The organism is Allomuricauda ruestringensis DSM 13258 (assembly GCF_000224085.1).
In the GTDB taxonomy this organism is placed as follows: Bacteria; Bacteroidota; Bacteroidia; order Flavobacteriales; family Flavobacteriaceae; genus Flagellimonas; species Flagellimonas ruestringensis.
The window spans coordinates 1,358,157-1,382,365 of record NC_015945.1 but is presented as its reverse complement, the minus strand read 5'-3'; the positions used below and the strand labels follow the sequence as shown (position 1 = coordinate 1,382,365).

The following is a 24,209-nucleotide window of genomic DNA, read 5'->3' as shown; positions in this document are numbered from 1 at the left end:
AAATCAATCACATGTTCAAAAATCACTTAAATATTGCCTGGAGAACCATCAAAAAGGATAAACTCTTCACTTTTATTAAAACAGGTGGTTTTGCCGTGGGTATCGCTGCCTGTCTTTTAATCGCCCTATTTATTCGTAACGAGGTCAGCTACGACCAGCATTATGCCAAGAAAAATCAAATTTACAGAGTAGTTTTTCAGGGAGAGATCCAAGGCGAGGTAATGAAAAGTACGCACTTCCAATTGCCCTTTGCCGATGCGCTTCAATCCGATTTTCCCGAAATAATCAAAGCAGGAAAAGTAAACACCATAGAGATATTTGGTGCCGGCAAACGCGGGTTTAGGTTAACCGGAAAAAAAGAGAACACCTTTGAGGAGAACTTTATTCTTGCCGATCAAGAAGCATTCGATATTTTGGAAATACAACTGGAGCAGGGCGACCCTGCAACAGCTCTGACGGAACCCAAAAGCATTGTTCTTTCCAAATCCAAGGCCGAGAAGTACTTTCCTAATGGCAATGCTTTGGAGCAAACCATATTTTTGGACAACGACACCTCAACTCCCTACACCGTTACAGGGGTAATGGAGGATGTGCCCGAGAGTTCCCATCTTGATTTCGATTTTCTTCTTCCCATTGAAGACACCAACCAAAGCTGGACCAATCAGAATTACTTCACTTATGTATTGGTAAACCCCAACACCAATATTCAAGAGTTGGAACAAAAAATGACTTTGATTGTTGAAAAATACATCATTCCAGCTCAAATGAAACGAGGGCGTTCGGCCAATTTTATAGATGTTTTGAGAACGGCCGAATATAAACTCCAACCGATAACGGACATCTATTTAAAATCGGACCTAAAAATGCAGGACGGACTAAAACATGGCGATGTAAAGTTTGTTTGGCTTTTTGCTGCCATAGCAATTTTTGTACTGCTTTTGGCCATTATCAATTTTATCAACCTTTCCACGGCCAAATCGGCCAATAGGGCAAAAGAGGTTGGGCTGAGAAAAACCATTGGAGCGTTCAGGAACAATCTGGTAAACCAGTTCCTCACAGAATCGGTGATTTTTAGCGTTATTTCCTTTGTTCTGGGCATTGTTTTGGCTTGGGTGCTGTTGCCCACCTTTAATGAAATCGCTTCCAAAAACATTGAATTTCCATGGACCACATGGTGGTTTGCTCCCTTAATGTTGATGGCAGCTTTAGTGGTCGGCATTTTGGCGGGTTTATATCCGGCTTTCTATTTATCAGCTTTTAGGCCTGCGAATGTCTTAAAAGGCACTTTGAGCGTAGGAAGTAAAAGTGGAAGATTAAGAAGTGGTCTGGTGGTTTTTCAATTTACCACTTCGGTAGTCTTGATTATTGGAACCCTGATTATTTACCGACAAATGGACTTCATAATCAACAAGGAATTGGGGTATAACAAAGAACGTGTAGTGGTTCTCGAAGGCACCAATATTCTTGGGAATAAAATAGAATCTTTTAAAGAGCAACTATCATCATTGTCACAAGTAAAAAATGTAACATCCACCAACTATTTGCCCATTGATGGCGGTAGTAGAAATGGAAATACCTTTATGGTGGAAGGGCAGGATGATGGTGGAAGGGGTATTCCCGCCCAAATTTGGAGGGTGGATTACGATTATATTAAAACTTTGGGTATTCAACTCGAAAAAGGAAGGGATTTTTCCAAGGACTTTGCCTACGACTCCATCAATTCCATTATTATCAATACCAAAATGGCCTCGGAACTGGGCTTGCAAGACCCCGTTGGCAAAAAATTGGATAATAACAGTCAAGTTTTTGAGGTTATAGGTGTCATAGAGGATTTTCACTTTAAATCCTTAAAAGAGGATATCTCTGCCCTGTCGTTGGTTATCGGTAGCGACGTTGGTGCCGTTTCCGTAAAATTGGAAAAAGGAGACCCAACAGAAGCCTTGGCCTCCATCGAAAAAGTTTGGAACAGAAATGTTCCAAATCAAGCACTCAATTATTCTTTTCTGGAACAGGAGTTTGCCCAAATGCACGAAGATGTTCAACGCATGGGCAAAATATTCAACAGTTTTGCCCTTTTCGCCATCCTTGTGGCCTGTCTGGGTCTGTTTGCCCTCTCAGCCTTTATGGTGGAACAACGTAGAAAGGAAATAAGTATACGTCGTGTTCTGGGAGCTCCCTTCAAAAACATTTACCAGTTGTTGACCCTCGATTTTTTAAAGCTGATTATCATCTCGATCTGTATTGCGATTCCTATTGGGTGGTATTTGATGAGTAGATGGTTGGAAGGTTTTGCCTACCGCATCAGCATTGGCTGGGAAATATTTTTAACCGCAGGGCTCATAGCGCTCGGCATTGCGATAGTTACCATCAGTTATCAATCTATTGGAGCTGCCTTGTTAAAACCTACCAAAGGTTTACGTACGGAATAACATCATCATCAAAAACAGCATTATGAACATTCTCTTCTTTAAAATGGCATTCAGGCACTTGTTGAAAAACAAGCTTTATTCCTTCATCAACATTGCTGGACTGGCGATTGGAGTGGCCTCTTTTGTTCTTATTATGCTGTATGTTCGCTATGAACAAAGCTATGATGTGTTCAAGGGTTCCGAAAACGTTTACCGGGTATATATGGACTATACCGCCGAAGGAGCCTATGTTCCGGGAGATGCTCAGGCCTATATTTTGAGCGGACAGACCATACGGGATAATTTCCCAGAGGTTAAAGAACAACTGCGCCTTTTACAGATAGCAAAATCTACGGTGGTACAAGAAGATCAGGCTTATGCCGACATTAACGGCTCGCTGACAGACCCCAATTATCTTGAAATGATGGACACCCACTTGGCCAAAGGGGATGAAAAGAAAGCATTGGAGGAGCCCTATTCCATTGTGATCTCACAGAAATTGGCCAAAAAGCTATATGGAAACGACGATCCCTTGGGAAAGACCCTCTCGGTTTTTTGGCGAACAAAAGCACTTTTTACGGTAACCGGGGTGTTGGAAGAAACCAACAGGAAATCGCACATAAACAACGATTTTCTTATCTCCTTTTCTTCTTTTGCATCTTGGGATGCTTTTAAGAACCAATGGAACAGTACCTGGAACCAAAACAGTTATTTCACCTATATCAAAGTGGCCCCGGGAACCGATATTGCCAATTTACGGGAAAAGATCATGGCACTTCCGGTCGGGGATTTCGAGGGAGAGCGCCACAATATAGAGCCGATAGAGAGCATCCATTTATATTCCGATAAACCGTATGAGGCCGATATAAATGGCAGTGCCGACAATATAAGGTTGCTCTTCGCCATAGCCTTAGTGGTCATTTTGCTCTCGTGGCTCAACTATGTGAACTTAACTACCACAAAATCCATGGAAAGAGCTCGGGAAACTGGCATCAAAAAGGTGGTGGGGGCCAAAGCACCTCAACTAGTGGTACAATCACTCATGGAGTCCCTCATACTCACTTTTTTTGGGGTGTTCTTGGCAGCTGTCCTTCTTGGTATTTTCTTTCCCTATTTCAATACGTTGTCCGGAATCTCTTTGAACTGGGATATGGAAACCTTTAAACAGCTCTTTCCCGTATTGGGTTTTGTGGTTTTGGGAAGCATTGTCTTTGCACTCTATCCTGCCATAGCAATCAGTAAATTTGGTATAATATTTTCCCTAAAGGGAAAGTTCCGTCCCAAGTCAAACGGGTTTCCCATTAGAAAGGTGCTCGTCGTTGGACAATTCTTGGCCACTATGGTATTATTGTTTGGCACCTTTGCCATAACCAAACAGATTCAATTTATGCAGAATCAGTCCATCGGGGCCGATCTTGATCAAGTGGTGGCCTTAAATGGCACGGTGTTGGAAGAAATGGCTGATTCTTTAAGGTTTCAGCGATTCCAGACACTTGAAAAGGAAATAGGACACCTTTCCAACGTAAAAGGAGTGGCCATGGCAGATACCTATCCCGGAGGTGGCTACAATAACCTAAGTTCTTCCGTGGGGATTACCTTTCCAGATGGAACTGAGGACGGAAAACGTATCTGGTACAACTATGGAGCGGACACCAATTATTTCGACCTGATGGGGATACAGTTTGTGGCTGGGGGGCCTTTTGTGCCCAATGCCCAGGACAGGGGAGACCAAATTGTGATCAACACTCAATTTGCCCGATTTATAGGGCTTTCAAATGTGGCAGATGCGGTGGGCAAGACCGTGAACTTCTGGGACAGGGATTGGACAATAAAAGGGGTGGTGGACTACCATCATTTTGGATTAAAAAGCGCGGTGGAGCCTCTTTTGATAAGATATGTGGGCACAAACGACCAATTATTGGTAAAACTGGATGGCACCGATCTTTCTTCAAACGGCACAAAAGCCTCCTTGGCACAATTACAAACCGTGTGGAAAAATCTCTTCCCTGACAGCACCTTTGATTATAGGTTCGTAGATCAAGAATTCGCAGCCCAGTATGATAGGGATCGAAAATTTGCGGACTCCTTTGGGGTTTTCAGCGTCCTTGCCATGATCATTGCCGGACTGGGGCTTTTTGGCCTAACCACTTATGTCTCTTTCCAGCGCACCAAAGAAATTGGAATACGCAAAGTAAACGGGGCCACAATTGGTCAGGTTTTATACTTGTTGAATCAAGATATTTTAAAATGGGTAGGGTTGGCCTTTGTGCTTTCAGTACCCTTGGCCTGGTACCTTATGCACAAGTGGCTGCAGAATTTTGCACTCAAAACATCCTTGAGCTGGTGGCTTTTTGCCCTAACAGGAGGGTTAGTGCTTTTAGTGGCTTTGTTTACGGTAAGTTGGCAAAGTTGGCACGCTGCCACCACAAACCCGGTGAACATCCTGAGGGATGAATAGGTTTTTATCCTTTATTGACCAAAGACACTAAATGAACAACTGTCAAACCATCAAAAAAACGAACGATCATGTTTAAAAATTATCTAAAGATTGCCTGGAGGAACCTTACCAAGAACAAGGCCTATACAATTATCAATGTTGGTGGTCTTGCTTTGGGTATGGCCGTGGCCCTTATTATTGGTTTGTGGATCACGGACGAACTGAGCCACAACAACTATTTTGCCCATAAAAACCAAATTGCTCAAATTTACCAATCGCAGACCGTAAATGGGGAAACAGGGACTGGACCCGCTATCCCACGTCCGTTGGAAAAAGCCTTCAGGGACGGCTATATGGACAATTTTAAGCATTTGGTGATGTGCTCCTGGAATACTTCCCAATACCTGAAATACAAGGAAACGAATATTTCCAGAGACGGAAACTTTATGCAGCGCGAAGCCCCCGAAATGTTGGACCTGAAAATATTGAAAGGTGAAAAGGACGGGGTTCGAGAAATCAATTCCATTATGTTGAACGAATCGACAGCCAATGCCCTTTTTGGAGACGAAGATCCTATTGGAAAGACCATAGAGGTCAATAGTCAATACGACATGATGGTAACCGCAGTATACGAGGATATTCCTTTTAACAATACCTTCAATGATACTGAATTCATTATGCCTTGGGACAAATATGTTTCCATCAATGAATGGATTAAAAATGCTGAAGATCAGTGGGGGAACAACTCCTTCCAAATGTTTGTACAAATAGCGGACAACACGACCATGGAATCCGTTACCTCCAAAATCGGCGAGGTAAAACAAGAACTTAACGAAAACTCAAGGGAATTCAACACGCAATTGTTTTTGTTCCCGATGAAGGATTGGTATTTACGATCGCGCTTTGAAAACGGAAAACAAGTGGGCGGTAGAATCAAATACGTATGGCTATTTGGGATTATCGGAGCTTTTGTTCTTTTGCTGGCGTGCATCAATTTTATGAATTTGAGTACGGCCCGTTCCGAAAAGAGAGCTAAAGAAGTTGGCATTAGAAAATCCATTGGGTCGCAACGCGGCCAACTGATCAATCAATTTTTGGGAGAATCCTTTTTAGTGGTTTTATTTGCCTATGCATTGGCCATCTTTATTGTAGTCCTATCCTTGAGCGGGTTCAATGATCTAGCTAGAAAAGAAATCGACTTCCCTTGGTCATCTATAGGTTTTTGGCTTGCCTCATTAGCCTTTATATTGTTCACAGCACTTTTGGCGGGCAGTTATCCGGCACTTTATTTATCTTCATTTAGGCCGGTAGATGTTTTAAAGGGCACCTTTAAAGCAGGAAAACACTCAGGATTGCCTCGTAAGATATTGGTGGTGGTACAATTTACGGTTTCAGTGGCCTTCATCATCGGAACGGTGATCGTGATGCAACAGATCAACCATGCCAAAAACAGACCTGTGGGTTACGATAAAGAAGGCTTGGTACAAGTGCCGACCATGAGTCAAGATTTTACCGGAAAGTTTGAATTGATGCGGGAAGAATTTATCAATTCGGGAGCGGTCATCGAAATGTCGACCTCCAGCAGCCCAACAACAAATATATGGTCCAACCGTAGCGGTTGGACATGGGAAGGCAAACCCGAAGGTTTTCAAGAAGACCTGGCTTGGACCGAAGTATCCCCGGAATATGCCAAAAGTCTCAATTTAAAGATTGTGGCAGGAAGAAATTTTTCCAGAGAGTTTGCTTCCGATTCAACAGCTGTACTTCTTAATGAAACAGCCGTAAAATATATGGGACTCAAAGACCCCATTGGGAAACTCCTTATAGATGAGGATGCTGAAAATCCAAGTGATCCTTTGAAAATCATTGGAGTGGTTCAGGATATGATTGCCCAATCCCCCTACGAGCCCGTTAAACAAGGCATGTACGTATTCGACAGATATGGTAACGGCTCCTATTACAATATGAGATTGAACCCAGAACAAAGTGCGAGCCAGAATATCGCTGTCATCGAAAGAGTTTTCAAAGAGCATTTTCCAAGCATTCCTTTTCAATACGACTTTGTGGACGATGAATATGGTGAAAAATTTGCCACCGAAGAACGCATTGGTCAATTATCGGGAATTTTTACGGCTCTTGCCATTCTGATCAGTTGTTTGGGATTATTTGGGTTGACTTCCTTTGTGGCGGAACAGCGCACCAAGGAAATAGGGGTGCGCAAAGTACTTGGAGCTTCGGTGTTCAATGTATGGAACATGTTGTCCAAGGACTTTTTAAAACTCGTCATTATCTCCTGTTTTATTGCCGTACCCATTGCCTATTATGTAATGAACGGATGGTTACAGGAGTATCCCTATCGTGTGATACTTAAATGGTGGATTTTTGCCCTTGCCATGCTGGGAGCCCTGGCCGTAACCATTCTCACCGTGAGCTTTCAGGCAATCAAAGCAGCACGGACCGATCCTGCCCGGAGTTTGCGTACAGAATAAACACAAAAAATGAACGACTATGCTCAAGAACAACATCAAAATAGCCTGGAGAAGCCTTAAAAAACAGCCATTCTTCACTTTTATCAACACCTTTGGATTAGCTATAGGAATGGCTGGTGGGCTTTTGCTCGGGCTCTATATCTATGACGAACTGAACCATGACACTATGTTTGCCGATGCAGATCGTATCCATAGGGTCAACGCAGACCTTAAATTTGGCGGAGTCGAAAACCAGTTTGCCGAGGTGTCCGCTCCTATGGCCCAAGCCATGCTCAATGACATTCCCGAAGTGGAACTTACCACAAGGTTCAGGAACGTTGGGAGTGTCTTTATTAGACCTCAGGGAACTGAAAGCAATGTAAAGGAACTTTCGGTTGCCTATGTAGACTCCACTTTCTTTAAAATGTTCGGGTTAAAGCTTTTATACGGCGATGAACGTTCTGCCTTGAAAGAACCAAATGCCTTGGTCATGACCAAGACAGCTGCCGAAAAACATTTTTCCACAAATAAGGCCATTGGGCAAACAGTGTTGTTGAACGACAATGAAGTATATCGGGTAACCGGGGTGATAGACGATATGCCCAAGAACTCGTTCCTAAAAGATCGTGGCCTTTTTCTGGCTATGTCAGGTTATGAAGATGCACAATTGGCTGAATGGGGAAGCCACAATTACTACACATTCATCAAGTTGTTGCCTGGAACAAAAGCTGGGGACATTCAAGATAGACTGCAAAATATGGTCGGGAAATACTTGATTCCCTATGTCCAGACATTCTTCCCCGGAATTACGGAACAACAGTTCATTGATTCTGGCAACTACATGTACTACACCACCATACCCTTGACAGATATCCATTTGTATTCGGGAAGAAACCCGGAGTTCAGTGCTGTGAGCGACATCAAGAACGTTTATATTCTTTCGGCCATCGCGCTGATTCTCCTTGTTTTGGCCAGTGTCAACTTCATGAACCTTTCTACTGCACATTCCCTCAAAAGAGCTAAGGAAGTGGGCATTCGGAAGACCCTGGGTTCCCAAAGAAGCGGGCTGATAGGACAGTTTTTGACCGAGTCGGGGCTTATTTCACTAGGTTCCATGTGCTTGGCTTTACTGATGGCCATGGCAATTCTTCCTTTGTTCAACGAATTGTCCGGAAAAGAACTGGCCCTTCCCTTGCACCATATTGGTTTTTGGGCCGTACTTGTATTGGCCGCAATGCTTCTAGGGCTTGTTTCAGGGACTTATCCCGCTTTTTTCATGTCCCGATTTGTGGCCGCCAAGGTGCTCAAAGGGCAGGGAGGGAGTGCCATTGGCGGGGAACGGGTCAGAAATGTACTGGTCGTACTCCAGTTTTCCATTTCCGTGTTCTTGATATTGGGCACATTGGTGGTCTTCCAGCAATTGCAGTATATCCAGGGCAAAAACTTGGGGTATGCCAAAAACCAAGTTTTGGTGATCAACGGTGTGAATGCTCTTGAAGGGAAAAAGAAGGCTTTCAAGGAAGAGGTGATGCAGATCAACCAAGTGCAAAGTGCCTCCTTGAGCAGTTTTTTGCCCACTCCTTCCGCACGGACCAACAGCTCGTTCATGAGGGCCGAGGACCGAAGCCAAGAGAAGACCATCAATATGCAACAATGGAATGTGGATGAGGACTATCTCTCAACTATTGACATTTCATTGGTTTCTGGAAGAAATTTTGACATTGGCCGTTTTGCCACTGATTCAACAAGCATCATCCTAAATGAAAAGGCTGTGGCCGTTATGGGCAAGACACCTCAAAATGTGTTGGGCACCCAACTTATCGACAATTTTGATGATGGTACCCTGCTGACCGTGGTGGGGGTGGTCAAAAACTTTCATTTTGAATCGCTCCGCAACGAAGTCGAGGCCCTTGGGTTTTTCTATGGAGCTGGTGGGGCGAGCAGATTGGCCATAAAGCTCAGTGAAGGCGACGTGTCCCGTACCATTTCCGAAATTGAGGGGATTTGGTCGAAATTGGCCCCTTCTCAACCTTTTGAGCACTATTTTATGGACGATTCCTTCAACACCAGTTATGAAGCAGAGCAACGTTTGGGCAAAATCTTCATGGTATTTACCATTTTATCCATCTTTATTGCCTGTTTGGGCCTACTCGGGCTCGCAGCATTCAATGCGCAAAAACGTGTAAAGGAAATTGGGGTTCGCAAAGTACTGGGTGCTGGTGTTGGACAAATTGCCTATCGTCTCTCCATGGATTTTTTGAAACTTGTGGGTGTTGCTATAGTTGTGGCACTCCCCTTAGGATGGTTTGCCATGGACCGATGGTTGCAGGATTTCTCATACCGGATAGACATTCCTTGGTGGTCCTTTCCGTTGGCGGCTTTGATAGCTGTGACCATTGCGGTGCTTACGGTGAGTTATCAAAGTATAAAGGCGGCCATTGTAAACCCTGTTAAAAGTTTAAGAACCGAATAAAATCAGAACATGCTTTTACAACTCAACAACATATTCAAATGGGTCAACTCTGGTGGCCAACGTTTTTTTTTGCTGAAAGACATTAATTTGGAAGTAGAAGAAGGAGAATTTATCTCTATTATGGGGCCATCAGGTTCTGGAAAATCCACTTTGCTCAATGTTATCGGGATGCTCGATACTTTTGATGAGGGGGAATACAATTTTATGGACGAATCCGTCCATTCGCTCAAAGAAAAACACCGATCCAATCTGTACAAACAATACATTGGCTTTGTATTTCAATCCTACCATTTGTTGGATGAACTTACCGTAAAGGAAAACTTGGAAATGCCGCTTATCTATAAAAAAATCAAAGGGTCGGAGCGTAAGGCCATGGTTGCCGATATGCTGGACCGCTTTAACATTGTGGGCAAGAAAGACCTTTTTCCTGCACAATTGAGCGGCGGCCAACAACAATTGGTCGGGGTTGCCCGGGCATTGATTTCCAATCCAAAATTGATTTTGGCCGACGAACCCACTGGTAACTTGAATTCCAAACAAGGAGAGGAAATCATGGAATTGTTCAAACAACTGAATGAAGAGGGAGTGACCATAATTCAAGTGACCCACTCCGAGAAAAATGCCGAATACGGCTCAAGAATCATTAATTTATTGGATGGAAGAATGGTTTGACCGAGTTCAAAAGTCAAGTTCAAGTTCAAACTCAAGGATCAATGGTTTTGTAATGTATACGTTTCATGAATACTTTTGGGCTTGGTCTTGAACTTGAGCTTGCTGAGTGCTTGAAGAGTCCAAAAATCAGGTTCAAAAAGTATTTGTGGAGATTGATGGAATTCGTGTCAAAAGGTTATTGGAAGTCGGGAGTCGGAAGTCAGTAGCCCCTGTGTTGTTTGGTTTTGGGTCTTGTTTCTCTTCTCTTTGTTCTTGAACTTGGTGCTTGTACTTGAAATTAGTCAGCCAATTCGGCCAACTCCTTGCCCACAAGACTGCCGAGTGCCACACCCATACCGCCCAAACGGACACCACAGTAGATGGAATTGGATATTTGTTTCACTATAGGTGATTTTTGGTTGCCCACACCCATAATGCCGCTCCATTTGCGTTCAATTTTTACAGGATGATCAGGTAAAATCATATTGCGGAGCAATGCTTCGAGCTTGTCCTGAATAATTTGGGTTTCTCCGAACTCGGTGGTTTCCTCGGTGGAAAAATCAAGGTTTCTTCCACCGCCAAATAGAATTCTATCATCAATATTTCGGAAATAATAATACCCTTCGTCAAAATGAAAAGTGCCCTTGATAGCTAAGTTTTTGATAGGCTCCGTAATCAGAACTTGCGCCCTGGCAGGTTTCACGGTTTCCGATTTTAATAGTTTGGAGGCAAAACCATTGGTGGCCACAAATACTTTTTTGGACGAAAACTCAAAGTCATCCGTTACGATAGTAGCTCCATTATTCGATTCAACCACATCATTTACTAGAATCCCATTTAAAATAGGAATCCCCATGGACAAACATTTTTGAATCAAAGAACGCATCATTTTGCCCGTATCCAGTTGCCCTTCCAGCCGATGTGTGATATATTTTTCTTGAATATTGGAAAAACCGAAGAGATTGCCATTGGTAACAAATGGCTTTTGGGCAAAAATAGGCTCCATCAAATTGTTGAGGTAAGGCACGGCTTCCAAACATTTTTTATAGAACTGAGGTTTTTCCAAGGGAAAAAGTTCATGGCTTCCATGTAATTCAAAACCGATGGCCTTGTCTCCTAGGAGATTTCGCAAACGTTGAATCCCATCCCTCCGTTTTTGAACGAGTTGCGCCACTTCTTCCTCGGTATGATGCTCTAGGTCGGATAAAATTTCTGAAACACTCCCAAAACAGGCAAAACCGGCATTTTTGGTACTTGCTCCTTGGGGCAGACTGCCTTTTTCCAGAATTAAAATGTGGCTATTGGGATATTTTTCCTTCAACCGGATAGCACAGTTAATTCCTACTATACCACTGCCAACAATGGTAAAATCAACTTTAGAAAACCAGCTTTTATGTTCCCAATAACTTAATTCCATAAAAGAAAAGAGGTCTAAAAAGCTTGTTATCTGTCAGTTCGAGCGCAGTCGAGAACCTAGGTCAACTTGATAATCAATGGGTTTCGACTGCGCTCAACCTGACAAAATCAAAGTTTTGTTATTTTTTTAGACCTCCTGTATTAATGATGATCTTGATATTTTGGATCCATTTCAAAATCCTCCATGAATTTGGTGGTGTAGTTGCCGGCCAAATAATCTGGGTGATCCATCAGTTGACGATGGAATGGAATGGTAGTCTTAACGCCCTCAATCACAAATTCGTCCAAGGCCCTTCTCATTTTGTTGATGGCCTCTTCTCTTGTTTGTGCTGTGGTTATCAACTTGGCGATCATGGAATCATAATTCGGAGGAATCATATAACCGCTATACACATGTGTGTCCAAGCGAACCCCGTGTCCACCAGGGGTGTGCAAGGTGGTAATTTTTCCAGGCGATGGCCTAAAGTCGTTATAGGGATCTTCTGCATTGATCCTGCACTCAATGGAATGCAATTTTGGATAATAGTTTTTTCCCGAGATGGGTACACCACCTGCAACCAAAATCTGCTCACGGATTAAATCGTAGTCCACAACCTGTTCGGTAATCGGATGCTCTACCTGAATACGGGTGTTCATTTCCATAAAGTAGAAGTTTCGGTGTTTGTCCACCAAAAACTCGATGGTTCCAGCTCCTTCATATTTAATATATTCCGCTGCTTTTACAGCCGCTTTCCCCATGTCTTCACGGAGTTTGTCTGTCATAAACGGGGAAGGTGTTTCTTCGGTAAGCTTTTGGTGCCTGCGCTGTACGGAACAATCCCTTTCGGACAAGTGACAGGCTTTGCCATACTGGTCGCCAACGATTTGGATTTCGATATGCCGGGGTTCTTCGATCAGTTTTTCCATGTACATACCGCCATTGCCAAAGGCAGCGGTTGCTTCGTTTACGGCACTGTTGAAGTTTTTCTCCATTTGCTCCTCGGACCAAATGGCGCGCATTCCTTTACCACCACCACCGGCAGTAGCTTTGATCATTACCGGATAGCCCATTTTTTTGGCTTCTTTTCTGGCATGATCAACATCTTTCAACAAACCTTCGGAACCGGGAACCGTGGGAACACCTGCTTTTTTCATGGTTTCCTTGGCGGTTGCCTTATCTCCCATTTTCTCAATTTGCTCACCCGAAGCACCAATAAACTTGATATCGTGCTCGGCACATATTTTGGAGAATTTGGCATTTTCGGAAAGGAATCCGTAACCTGGGTGAATGGCATCGGCGTTGGTAATTTCCGCTGCTGCTATAATGTTTGGAATCTTTAAATAGGATTCGCTGCTGGGTGGTGGCCCAATACAAACGGCTTCGTCGGCAAAGCGGACATGAAGGCTTTCCTCGTCGGCCTTGGAGTAAACGGCAACAGTCTTGATGCCCATTTCCTTACAGGTTCTTATAATCCGCAAGGCAATTTCACCCCTATTTGCAATCAATATTTTTTTAAACATAGAACACAATCTTAAATTCTGAATTCTAAATCTTAAATGGTTTTAGGTGACGAAATGCCCCCAAAATTTATCATTTAAAATTCACTACGATGGGTCTACCAAGAACAAAGGTTGGTCAAACTCAACAGGAGAGGAATCATCAACCAATATCTTAACTATTTTACCTGAAACCTCTGATTCAATATCGTTAAAAAGTTTCATTGCTTCAATCACACATAGAACATCTCCTTTATTGATGGAACTGCCAACCTCTACGAATGGCGGTTTGTCCGGGGATGGTTTTCTATAGAATGTTCCTATGATGGGGGATTTGATGGTTATGTATTTTGAGTCATCATCTCCCTTTTTGGAATCAGATGGTGCTGGCGACGCAGCTTCTTGGGTTGCCGCAGGTGCTTGCGTAGCCGGAGCAGCGGCAGTTGGGGCTTGGGCTACGGGTATTTGCTGAACAATGGTGGTCTCTGGTGTACTGGAGCTAGTGCTTCCCGTTCGAATGGTAATCTTAATGTCCTCCATTTCCAGCTTCACCTCACTGGCGCCCGATTTGGCGACAAACTTGATTAAACTTTGAATTTCCTTAATGTCCATGGAATATAATTTAGTTAGTTGTGTGATTAAGAATTATAGGCCCATTTTAAGTAAATGGAACCCCATGTAAAACCTCCTCCAAAGGCGGCGAATATGATATTATCTCCTTTTTTCAACTGCTTCTCGAAGTCATAGAGCAACAAGGGCAGTGTGGCGGATGTTGTGTTTCCGTATCGGTCAATGTTAATAAGAACCTTCTCTGCCTCAAGACCCATTCTGTTAGCCGTAGCATCAATAATGCGTTTGTTGGCTTGGTGTGGCGCCAACCATTGTACATCGTCTCTTGTTAGATTGTTCCGCTCCATGATCAAAGCTGAAACATCGGCCATGTTAGAGACGGCAAATTTAAAAACAGACTTCCCGTCTTGAAAGACGTAATGCTGTTTGTTCTTTACCGTTTCTTCTGATGCCGGCAAAATAGAACCTCCTGCATCAATCTTTAAAAACTGACGGCCAATGCCATCCGAGCGCAAAAACTCATCTTGTAAACCTAAGCCTTCTTCATTGGGTTCAAAAAGTACCGCTCCAGCTCCATCTCCAAAAATAATACAAGTTGTTCTATCGGTATAATCTATAATGGACGACATCTTATCGGCCCCAATGACCAATACTTTTTTGTATCTGCCGGATTCTATATAACTGGCCGCTGTGGACATCCCGTACAAAAAACTGGAACATGCAGCTTGTAAATCGTAAGCAAAAGCATTTACCGCACCAATTTCCGAAGCTACATAGGCCGCTGTGGAAGCGACAGGCATATCGGGGGTGGCGGTGGCAACGAGTACAAAGTCTATTTCGGAAGCCTCAATACCTCTTTTTTGAAGCAAATCTTCCGCAGCTTTGATTGCCATGAAAGATGTTCCCGCGTTCTCTTCTTTTAAGATTCTTCGCTCCTTGATTCCTGTTCTTGTGGTAATCCATTCATCGTTGGTATCCACCATGGTTTCCAAAACCTTATTGGAAAGAACAAAGTCGGGAACGTATCCTCCTACAGCTGTTATTGCTGCTGTTGTTTTCTTCATTTTTAGCCTTTCTTAATTGTCAAAAAGATTGAAATTTGACCCAAAAGGGGTGAAAATTAGTCATTTTATATGACTTTATAGGCAAAATTGAACCGATTTTGGGTGTTAACTGGGGCCCATAAAAAACTCCCGTCAAAAATTCAACGGGAGTTGCTTTATTACAAGGGATTTGCGGTTAGGCCGCAGTTTCCTCTTCTGTTTTGTCAATCAAAACCTGACCTCTGTAGTACAATTTGCCCTCATGCCAGTGGGCTCTGTGGAACAAGTGCATTTCACCTGTAGTTGAGTCCTTGGCAATCGTTGGCGCAACTGCTTTGTAGTGGGTTCTTCTTTTGTCCCTTCTGGTTTTTGATGTTTTTCTTTTAGGATGTGCCATTATAAACCTATTTATCCGTTAGTAACTTTTTTAAATCGTCCCATCTGGGATCTGTTTTTTCTGATGATTTCGTATGCTCTTTTGGCTGTAATTCTTCCAGCTTGTCCAAGATGTCCGATTGCAGCGTTCCGTCCTCAACTCCGGGGTGGACCCTTTTTTGGGGAACGGCAAGCACTAACATTTCATATATGTACTGTGCTATGTTAAACTGGTGCTCTCCATGTGGTATGATCAAGATTTCATCGTCTTCATCGTTGTACTCTTCGCCAAACTTGACGACCAGTTTTAAACTGGAATCGATAGGCTGGTCAAAAGGTTCGCCTGTCAAATCACAATCCACATTTATGGTACCCTCCGCTTCAATCTGAAGTTCCATCATGGTGCTCATTTTTTCCAAAACGGCACTTATATGAACGGAAACTCCGTTAAATTCTTGGTAGTCAAAAGATTCAAAGAACGCATCATCAATCTCGTACACAAATTTATGTTTCCCCAACTTCAGACCTGAAAAAGGGATAAAAAACTCTTTCAGCTTCATCATTTCTACACTTAAGGTTTGTGTACCAGCCTTTAAAGGCGGGTGCAAAGATACTACTAATTTACAAAACTGCAATTCTAGCTACAACAAATATCCAAAATGATGTAAACTTTTTACCTTTCTCGCTTTATTTTCTGCTTTTGCAAGGGGTTTTTGGTCAGTTCCTGATATTCTATTCTATTCTTAAATACTTGAATTGCAGTAAATACAGCTTCTTTAAAAGAACCCTCGTCCGCCTTGCCCTTTCCTGCTATTTCATAAGCGGTTCCGTGGTCTGGGGATGTTCTTACCTTATCCAGACCTGCGGTATAATTGACACCTTTTCCAAAGGAAAGGGTTTTAAAGGGAATAAGGCCTTGATCGTGATAGGCCGCCAAGATGGCATCGAAATTTTTATGGTTATCGGAGCCGAAAAAGCTGTCCGCCGAATAGGGACCGTAAACCAAAGTTCCCTTATTGAACAGTTCTTCTATGGTCGGTTTTAGAATTTTATCGTCTTCTTCACCAATAGTTCCACTGTCCCCACTATGAGGATTAATTCCAAGCATAGCAATTTTGGGTCTGCGAATACCAAAATCCATTTTCAGGGATTTTTCCATGGTGGCCACCTTGTTCCGAATCAATTTGGGGGTAATGGCCTTGGCCACATCTTTTACGGCGATATGATCGGTGAGCAATCCAACACGCAAGGAGTTCGTTACCATAAACATAAGGCTTTCACCCTCCAGTTCTTGGGCAAGGAAATCCGTATGTCCGGGAAATTTAAAATCCTCGGATTGTATATTGTTTTTGTTGATGGGTGCCGTGACCAATACATCAATTTTACCCTCTTTTAATGCAGAAACCGCAGCCCTCAAGGAACGTATAGCAAAATCACCTCCTTCTTTAGTGGCTTGACCGTATTCTATTTTGGGAACTTCTTTCCAAACATTGACAATATTGACCTTGCCTTCCAAAGCTTGGTCGGCATCCCTAACACCATTGAACTTGAGATCGATCCCCAAATCTTTCATTTGTTGGGAAACAGTTTTATTGGATGCAAAGATGACTGGGGTGCAAAAGTCTAACATTCTTACATCTTCAAATGTTTTTAGAGCGACTTCGCACCCAATACCGTTGATGTCCCCTATGGAGATCCCTAACTTTATTTTTTGATTTTCCTTCATAAAATGAATGCCGTTATGGCTACTTTTGCACTACAAAACTAGTCAATTAATAAGATACATGTTCACAGGGATCATAGAGACTTTGGGTAAAGTTGAAAAGCTGGAAAAAGAGGGTGGAAATCTGCACATTACCGTTGCTTCGGATATTACTTCAGAATTGAAAATTGACCAGAGTGTTTCGCACAATGGGGTATGTTTAACCGTGGTTTCTCTTGACGGCGACAACTATACCGTGACGGCCATTGAAGAAACCCTGAACAAAACCAACTTGAGCGACTTAGAGTTGGGCGAAGTAGTGAACTTGGAACGGGCCATGGTTTTGGGCGCCCGTTTGGATGGCCACATTGTTCAGGGGCACGTGGACCAAACAGCTGTTTGTAAATCAATCGAGGAAAAAAACGGCAGTTGGATCTATAGTTTTGAATACGACCCCAAACTCAATAATGTAACCATTGAAAAAGGCTCCATCACTGTGGACGGAGTGAGCTTGACCGTGGTTGACTCCCAAAAAAACAGTTTCAGCGTAGCGATTATTCCCTACACCCACGAACATACCCGTTTCCATACCTACAAAGTAGGGACTACTGTAAACTTGGAGTTTGATGTGGTGGGGAAATATGTTTCCAGATTATTGGAATTAAGGGGCTAATCAAAGCACACTCCGCATTCCGCGCCAAATTTTTATCAAGAAAAATGTTGCTACCAACACCAAACCCGTGAGTCCCATGGCCAACGGATAATTGCCATAGATCCAGTTTCCTGTGGCGAAAAGGCATCCATATACCAAAATACAGCCCACGATCATGGCCAATACACCTGATGGAACTGTCCATTTTTCATTCCCATCGTCCAAAGAAACTCCATCCGCTTTGGCTTCCGCATGAATCTTGTTCCATCCTGGGCCTCCTGGTTTGGTAATCTTATAGAATCGGTACAACACCTTGTTTTCTTCAGGTTTGGTCAAAAAGGTTGTTGCCAACCAAAGTATCGTGGTTATAAGCACGACCAGTGGAAATTTGCTCCAGCCTGGAAATGGTGCCGCTTCTGACAAAAAGAGCACGTCTTCGTACTTCCAGAACAAAATGGAAATGATTCCCGAGGAGAACATGGCAACAATTTCGCTCCATGCATTGATGCGCCACCAGAACCATCGCAATAAAAAGATAAGCCCGGTTCCCGCTCCAAACATGATGATGATATCGAACAATTGCGTTGCATTGTTAAGTTCCAAAGCAAACAAACTGCTCAAGATCATCAGAACAACGGTGGAAATTCTTCCCACGTTCACCAATTCCTTTTCTGAAGCGTTTTTATTGACCTGCTGCTTGTAAAAATCATTTACAATATAAGAGGAACCCCAGTTGAGGTGTGTTGAAATGGTTGACATGTAGGCCGCTCCCAAAGAAGCCATTACCAATCCCAATAAGCCTGTGGGCAATTTGGTGAGCATGGCGGAATAGGCCAAATCATTTTTAAGGATGTTTTCGGGCACATTTGGGAAGGCTTGACGAATACTGTCCAAATCTGGGAATACCACGATGGACGCCAATGCCACCAAAATCCAAGGCCAAGGCCTTAGTGCATAATGCAATATGTTGAAGAAAAACGTTGCTCCAATAGCGTGATTTTCATTTTTAGCTGCCAACATTCGCTGTGCAATGTAGCCGCCCCCACCTGGTTCACCACCGGGATACCACGCACTCCACCATTGTACCGCCAAGGGTATGATCAACAAACCTATTAAAGCTTCGGTATCTGAAAAATCGGGTAGGATGGACATTTTTTCCTGCACCTGTGCATTGGCCAAAATATTATCCAAACCACCAACTTCGGGCATATTTACCAAGTAGACCGCTGCTCCAATAGCACCGCCCATGGCAACAAAAAACAGCAGGAAATCGGTATAGACCACTCCTCTAAAACCACCAACGGCACTGAATATTACGGTAATTGTACCTCCCAGCAGCACAGTTTCAACAGGTTCCAGACCCAGCATTACCTGTCCAATTTTGATGGCGGCCAAAGTTACGGCCGACATGGCCATCACATTAAATACCACACCCAAGTACAACGACCTAAACCCTCTTAGAAAATGAGCGGGTTTTCCACCATATCTTAAATCGTAAAACTCCATATCGGTGGCAACATTGGATTTCCTCCAAAGTTTCGCGTAAACAAAAACCGTAAGCAAACCAGTAAGCAAAAAGGCCCACCAACCCCAGTTTCCGGAAACCCCATCGGTACGAACAAAATCCGTTACCAAATTGGGAGTATCCGTGGAGAACGTAGTCGCTACCATGGAAAAGCCTAAAAGCCACCAGGGCATGCTACGGCCAGATAAAAAGTATTCTGCTGTGTTTTTTCCTGATTTTTTGGATACATAGATTCCGATAAAAAGGACTATGGCGAAGAATCCAAAAATGATGATGTAATCTAAAAGTTCTAGTTTCATTTGTTTAGTTTGGCTGGAGCTAAAGATAGGTTTTTTGAGTTACTTTTGTGAACCTGTAAAAAGTCTTCATGTTTCTTTCCTCTTTCTCAGATATTTCCGTTGCCGCATGGACCATGGCAGCAACTGCTGTCTTTTTAATGGGAGTTTCCAAGGCAGGTCTTAAGGGAATGTCCATCTTTAATGTAACGCTAATGGCCTTGGCTTTTGGCTCCAAAGCATCCACGGGACTTTTTATTCCCTTGCTGATTGTGGGCGACACTTTTGCCGTGATTTATTACAATCGACATACCCAATGGAGGTATATTATAAAATTTCTTCCATGGATGATTTTGGGAATCCTACTAGGAGTTTTGATTGGGAAAGACCTTCCTGAGCGTGAATTTAAGTGGGTCATGGTGGTCGTGATATTCATAAGTCTGGGCATGTTGGTGTTTTGGGACCGAAGAAAGTCCAAAAAAGTACCTACACATTGGTTGTTTTCCGGTTCCATGGGAATATTTGCCGGTGTTTGCACAATGATCGGAAATTTGGCCGGAGCGTTTACCAATATTTTCTTTTTGGCGATGCGATTGCCCAAGAATGAATTTGTGGGCACGGCAGCCTGGTTGTTTTTTATCACCAATTTGTTTAAAATGCCTTTTCATGTTTTTGTCTGGAAGACTATAACCGTGGAAAGTCTTTTGATCAATTTACGATTGCTCCCAGCTATTTTTGTTGGTTTGGTTTTAGGTGTTTTCTTGGTGAAGAAAATCAACGAAAAAAATTACAAACGCTTTATTTTGATTGTAACGGCGATTGGTGCGGTGGCGATTTTGTTTAGGTAAGACTTTAAGGCTGATTATTTAATTTGCCTAATAAAATCATCTGGCTGTTTAGATATTATTTTGCTTCTCATAACTTCTTTATCATCAAACACTCTAGAAATATTCATCAAGGTCTCCCGATAGTTGTCATTAACATCGTCGTATTTATTATAGAAGATTCTAATCTGCTTACAGTTCTCCTTTTGCATGATTGTATTCAGCAAAATCTGATCTGATAATCCACATGAAAGGCCATAAACATAGACTTCATAAGGACTATTTAATTGAATCTCCAAATCTCTGTAATGAGTACTGTTAAAGTAATGAGTTGATTTTATATTTTCTAAATAATCATTTCCCAGGCTCTCCAATTTAGAATAATTTTCGCCAGTTTCATTTCCATACCCAAAGACTATGGGGTATTCATTCAAATTACCATGAATATGATTGATTGTATTTTCATCCATTGCATGACTTGGAGAATATTCCATCAATTGCAATAAAAAATTAGTGTAGTTAAAATTTACGAAGTAGAAATGGGTAGGGTTTTGGTCTGTTTCTTCATAGATTTTTAGAGATGAATCATACTGAAGAATCTTACCAAAAAAATGCTTTCTGTATTTTGACATCAGTACATGCCCTTTGTCTTTATTGATTTCTAGTGTACTCAGGTAATTTAACAGCTCTTGTTTTACCAACCCAAAGTATAGATGAAACCCATTTATTTCATGCTTGCCGGTTTTTAAAAGCCTATCAAAATACATTTGTTCAATATCAACCCATTTATATTTAGAATCAAACTTTAAAAGCTCGGTTATGAATGGGTGTTTAGGGCTTATAGAAAGCTTAAATAAAAATTCTCGTCTTTGTGACAGTTTCTTTTCTAAACTTGAAAATGATTCCACATTTTTTATGGCTTCATTTAACCAATTAGCTGTAGCTTCATTTGTAGTAATACGAAACAAATTGGTTTCGAATTGGAATTCTTGATGCTCTAATCTTAACGACGGTTTATTTTCTAATGCATTTTTAATAGCCCGTAATCTAGACCAGTCAAGAAAATGGGAATAGGATGTGGGCATTCCCAATGAACGATCAAACCCATTGCCTATTAAAATTATCCTATTAAATATTACTTGAGAACCCATATATGCCACTTTGAATATCAAATTACAAAAAAGCCCGCCAATTTTGGCGGGCCTTCTTTTACTCTAAATATATTTTAATTTATTCCGAAGCGCCTTCGTAAATCGCATTAAAAATCAGCTTGTAGGTTCCGCGAGGTTGCGCCCTAAACTGTGGACGGAACGCAAACAAAATTGCCGATCCTTTTCCGTATTTGGCTTTGACCATCGCAGGCTTTTTGGCAATATATTTTTCTTCACCCATGGCCCAACCGCTCATTAATAGGTCTTTGGCGGCATAGGTGGCTATTACTTCAACTTCTGGGGCAGGAGCATCTTTAATGTCCTCTTCACCACCTTCACCTTTTTTACTTTGTTTGTTTATGGTGAAGGCCCTACTTCTGTTAAATGAAACGGCAACCGTGTCTTTCATACCAAAAGCCAATGGGTGGGAAGTATCAATTCCGGCCTTGATCAAAGATCCTGGAATAAAGAAATCTTTGCTATCGGCACTTGCTACGGCATCGCGCAATGGTAATCCGAATTGCTCAATTACAAAATTACTAGCGGCATCAAAAGCTATCAAGGTTCCGCCTTCTTCCATATAGTCACTAAGAGCCACTGAACCTTTAAGGCCAATTCCGCCCGTGAATTTTTCGGGCATGCTCAAATTACTGTGCCCGTGCAAAATGGAGCTTGGCCTTTGTGATGGGATAATAATGGCATCATACTGGGACAAGTCCTTGGTTTTAATATCGGCATCGTGCAGGGTATCCATGTCAAACTCATATTCATCCATTACAAAGCGCGTCCATCCTTCATCCATATTGGCCACCCAAGATTTATACAATCCTACTTTGGGCAAGTGGATTTTTTTCAATTGAACCTCTGGTTTGGCGGACAATCCGGTAAACTTAAGTCCGTATTCATCGGCCAAGGATTCCATCATCTCTTTTTCTCCAGAAACAATGTAAGAACCCGCAGGGAAAGTTTCCTTGCCAGCTTTGAACTCGGTCATGCTTTTGTATGCAGTTCCCCCCGCTTTTAGCACTTTGTTTGTGGCCACCACCGAGGCGTTGGTGTTAACGCTAAGGGCATATCCAAATGCACCATTTCTATTAACATCGCCTTCGTAGTATTCTACAAGATTTGTGACTTTTTCAGTTGGAGCCTCAAATGACTCAGCAATTTTGTCAACGTCGATACCCATTTGCATTGGTAACGTCCATCCGGCCAAATCGTATGGTGTGTCCGGAGGTCCACCGGGATATTGGAAACGGGTCGGATAGTTTTGTTTTTCCATAAGGTCCAACAAGTACGGCCTAAAAGCTTGTGCCGTGTAGATTACGTAGGAGCCTTCTTCGTATTCTTTTCCATTTACCGTAAAGTCTTTTGTAGCTTTTTCAATTTCAATTCCACCTTGGAGTAATACGTTCACCAAATTCACGGCTTCAAATGAATCCCATTGTTCTTTGCTGATAATGTAAGCAAACAAGTCTTCGGCCGTACCTTTTTCCACCGCGGATTTACCCATTTTATAAATATTGTGTAGGTAGTTGCTCTTGCGGTCGGCGGCAAGGTCCAATGTGGCCCAAGTTGCTGTCAACATATAATCAACGGCATCCCTAAAATGGGATTCGCCCCCTTTCCATGGGTCTGGGTACATAATATCGGTTCCATCGGTCGGTGTGCCCCCAGCAACGGTTTTGGGCAATTTTTCGGGATCGTAGAATCTTGGGGTTGGGGTGGTGTGCCCCGTTTCCGTTAAAATACCGATCATGTTGTGGTAGTAAGGCACGGTTCTTCCGCCACCGTTCCAAAACATGGTGTAAAAGTTATCGGCAATGGCACCGGGCATATTTTCAAGAGAAAAACGCTTTGTCATGGCAGAGCCTACCTCGCTAACACCTGCAGTAATGGCTGGGTGAATTCTTGGGTTTACCGGATCGGCGTATGGAGGGAGCGAAATTTTGGTCCAAGATGGGGAAGATTGGTGGTGATTGTACACAATCTGCGGATACCATTCGTTGTAAAGTATTTTGGTAACATTGTAGGTTTCTGGCATAATGTTCATAAACCAATCCCTGTTGTTGTCGTGGCCCATATAGTAATGGTACAAAATCGGAGGGCGTGAAGTCTCATAAGCAGTGCCTTGGTTTTTGCGGTACCAGTCCACAACAATGTCCAATCCATCAGGGTTCATTACCGGCATTAAAAGGGTAATCACGTTTTCCCTGATTTTTTGCATTTCGGCCGTTTCGGAGGTCGCGAGGGTGTAAGCCAGTTCGGAGGTCATTTGTCCGTGGGCCAGCTCCGTGGAGTGCATTCCACCATCTACCCAAACAATGGCCTTACCTTCTTCGGAAAGCTTTACGGCCTCTTCGTCACCTACTTGAACTCGTGCCAGTTTGGTGCTGATGTCTTTCCATTTGTCGAGTTGTGCCAAGTTTTCTTCTGTGGAGATGAACAATAGGTACATTTTACGACCCAATACGGTTTCTCCAATTTCAATTTTTTTCACCCTATTGGAAGCAGCGTCCAATTGGGACAGATAATCTTCAATTTGGGAATAATCGGCCAATTTGTAATCGGCTCCCACCCTAAATCCATATACATCTTCGGGGGAGGGGACTGTTTGTGCTACGGAAAAAGCAGCACAAGACAAAGTCATTACTGCGGAAAGCAGCAATGTTTTGAGGTTTGCAGTTTTAGAAATCATTTTTTTGAATTAGGAACTCGTCTTGAGTTGTCCAAATCCGCTGTAAATTTATCTTTTGCATCCAATTT

At 42.7% G+C, this 24,209-nt stretch carries 17 protein-coding genes; 7 read left to right on the top strand and 10 right to left on the bottom strand.

Annotation, left to right across the window (positions count from 1 at the left end):
• Positions 1-11: 11 nt before the first annotated feature.
• The 5 genes from MURRU_RS06260 to MURRU_RS06240 all read left to right on the top strand — a co-directional run bounded on the left by MURRU_RS06260 (position 12) and on the right by MURRU_RS06240 (position 10,458).
• Positions 12-2,429 carry an ABC transporter permease gene (locus MURRU_RS06260; RefSeq protein ID WP_014032598.1) on the top strand — a complete coding sequence of 806 codons (2,418 nt, stop codon included), beginning with the start codon at positions 12-14 and terminating at the stop codon, positions 2,427-2,429.
• A gap of 22 nt (positions 2,430-2,451) precedes the next feature.
• Entirely contained in the window at positions 2,452-4,866 is a 2,415-nt protein-coding gene (locus MURRU_RS06255) for an ABC transporter permease (protein ID WP_014032597.1), read from the top strand.
• 68 nt (positions 4,867-4,934) lie between these two features.
• A complete protein-coding gene (locus MURRU_RS06250; RefSeq protein ID WP_014032596.1) occupies positions 4,935-7,334 on the top strand; it encodes an ABC transporter permease in 2,400 nt (799 codons plus the stop codon).
• Between the two features lie 19 nt (positions 7,335-7,353).
• A complete protein-coding gene (locus MURRU_RS06245; protein WP_014032595.1) occupies positions 7,354-9,786 on the top strand; it encodes an ABC transporter permease in 2,433 nt (810 codons plus the stop codon).
• A gap of 9 nt (positions 9,787-9,795) precedes the next feature.
• Positions 9,796-10,458: an ABC transporter ATP-binding protein gene (locus MURRU_RS06240; protein WP_014032594.1), complete on the top strand. Its 663-nt coding sequence runs from the start codon at positions 9,796-9,798 to the stop codon at positions 10,456-10,458.
• A gap of 277 nt (positions 10,459-10,735) precedes the next feature.
• On the opposite strand, the gene MURRU_RS06235 is transcribed toward MURRU_RS06240, so the two are convergent.
• The 7 genes from MURRU_RS06235 to pdxA all read right to left on the bottom strand — a co-directional run bounded on the left by MURRU_RS06235 (position 10,736) and on the right by pdxA (position 17,043).
• Positions 10,736-11,854 carry an NAD(P)/FAD-dependent oxidoreductase gene (locus tag MURRU_RS06235; RefSeq protein WP_014032593.1) on the bottom strand — a complete coding sequence of 373 codons (1,119 nt, stop codon included), beginning with the start codon at positions 11,852-11,854 and terminating at the stop codon, positions 10,736-10,738.
• Positions 11,855-11,994: 140 nt separating this feature from the next.
• Entirely contained in the window at positions 11,995-13,353 is a 1,359-nt protein-coding gene (gene accC, locus MURRU_RS06230; RefSeq protein ID WP_014032592.1) for an acetyl-CoA carboxylase biotin carboxylase subunit, read from the bottom strand.
• Positions 13,354-13,437: 84 nt separating this feature from the next.
• Positions 13,438-13,941 carry an acetyl-CoA carboxylase biotin carboxyl carrier protein gene (accB, locus tag MURRU_RS06225; protein ID WP_014032591.1) on the bottom strand — a complete coding sequence of 168 codons (504 nt, stop codon included), beginning with the start codon at positions 13,939-13,941 and terminating at the stop codon, positions 13,438-13,440.
• A gap of 26 nt (positions 13,942-13,967) precedes the next feature.
• Positions 13,968-14,963, bottom strand: coding sequence for a beta-ketoacyl-ACP synthase III (locus tag MURRU_RS06220; protein ID WP_014032590.1), 996 nt, complete (start codon positions 14,961-14,963; stop codon positions 13,968-13,970).
• 175 nt (positions 14,964-15,138) lie between these two features.
• Entirely contained in the window at positions 15,139-15,339 is a 201-nt protein-coding gene (gene rpmF / locus MURRU_RS06215) for a 50S ribosomal protein L32 (protein ID WP_014032589.1), read from the bottom strand.
• Between the two features lie 7 nt (positions 15,340-15,346).
• Positions 15,347-15,880 (bottom strand): YceD family protein, encoded by a 534-nt coding sequence (locus MURRU_RS06210; RefSeq protein WP_041801833.1) that lies wholly within the window; start codon positions 15,878-15,880, stop codon positions 15,347-15,349.
• Between the two features lie 110 nt (positions 15,881-15,990).
• Positions 15,991-17,043, bottom strand: a complete 1,053-nt coding sequence (gene pdxA / locus MURRU_RS06205; RefSeq protein WP_014032587.1) for a 4-hydroxythreonine-4-phosphate dehydrogenase PdxA — start codon at positions 17,041-17,043, stop codon at positions 15,991-15,993.
• 58 nt (positions 17,044-17,101) lie between these two features.
• On the opposite strand from pdxA, the gene MURRU_RS06200 reads away from it, so the two are divergent.
• Positions 17,102-17,692, top strand: a complete 591-nt coding sequence (locus MURRU_RS06200) for a riboflavin synthase (RefSeq protein WP_041801363.1) — start codon at positions 17,102-17,104, stop codon at positions 17,690-17,692.
• Here the strand turns inward: MURRU_RS06200 and MURRU_RS06195 are convergent, their stop codons facing one another.
• Positions 17,693-19,495, bottom strand: coding sequence for a sodium:solute symporter family protein (locus MURRU_RS06195; protein WP_014032585.1), 1,803 nt, complete (start codon positions 19,493-19,495; stop codon positions 17,693-17,695).
• A gap of 68 nt (positions 19,496-19,563) precedes the next feature.
• Here MURRU_RS06195 and MURRU_RS06190 point away from each other — a divergent pair, with 68 nt between their 5' ends.
• Positions 19,564-20,319 (top strand): sulfite exporter TauE/SafE family protein, encoded by a 756-nt coding sequence (locus MURRU_RS06190; RefSeq protein ID WP_014032584.1) that lies wholly within the window; start codon positions 19,564-19,566, stop codon positions 20,317-20,319.
• Between the two features lie 14 nt (positions 20,320-20,333).
• Here the strand turns inward: MURRU_RS06190 and MURRU_RS17335 are convergent, their stop codons facing one another.
• Positions 20,334-21,446, bottom strand: a complete 1,113-nt coding sequence (locus MURRU_RS17335; RefSeq protein ID WP_014032583.1) for a bacteriophage abortive infection AbiH family protein — start codon at positions 21,444-21,446, stop codon at positions 20,334-20,336.
• A gap of 79 nt (positions 21,447-21,525) precedes the next feature.
• Positions 21,526-24,141: a M14 family metallopeptidase gene (locus tag MURRU_RS06180; protein WP_014032582.1), complete on the bottom strand. Its 2,616-nt coding sequence runs from the start codon at positions 24,139-24,141 to the stop codon at positions 21,526-21,528.
• Positions 24,142-24,209: the final 68 nt, after the last annotated feature.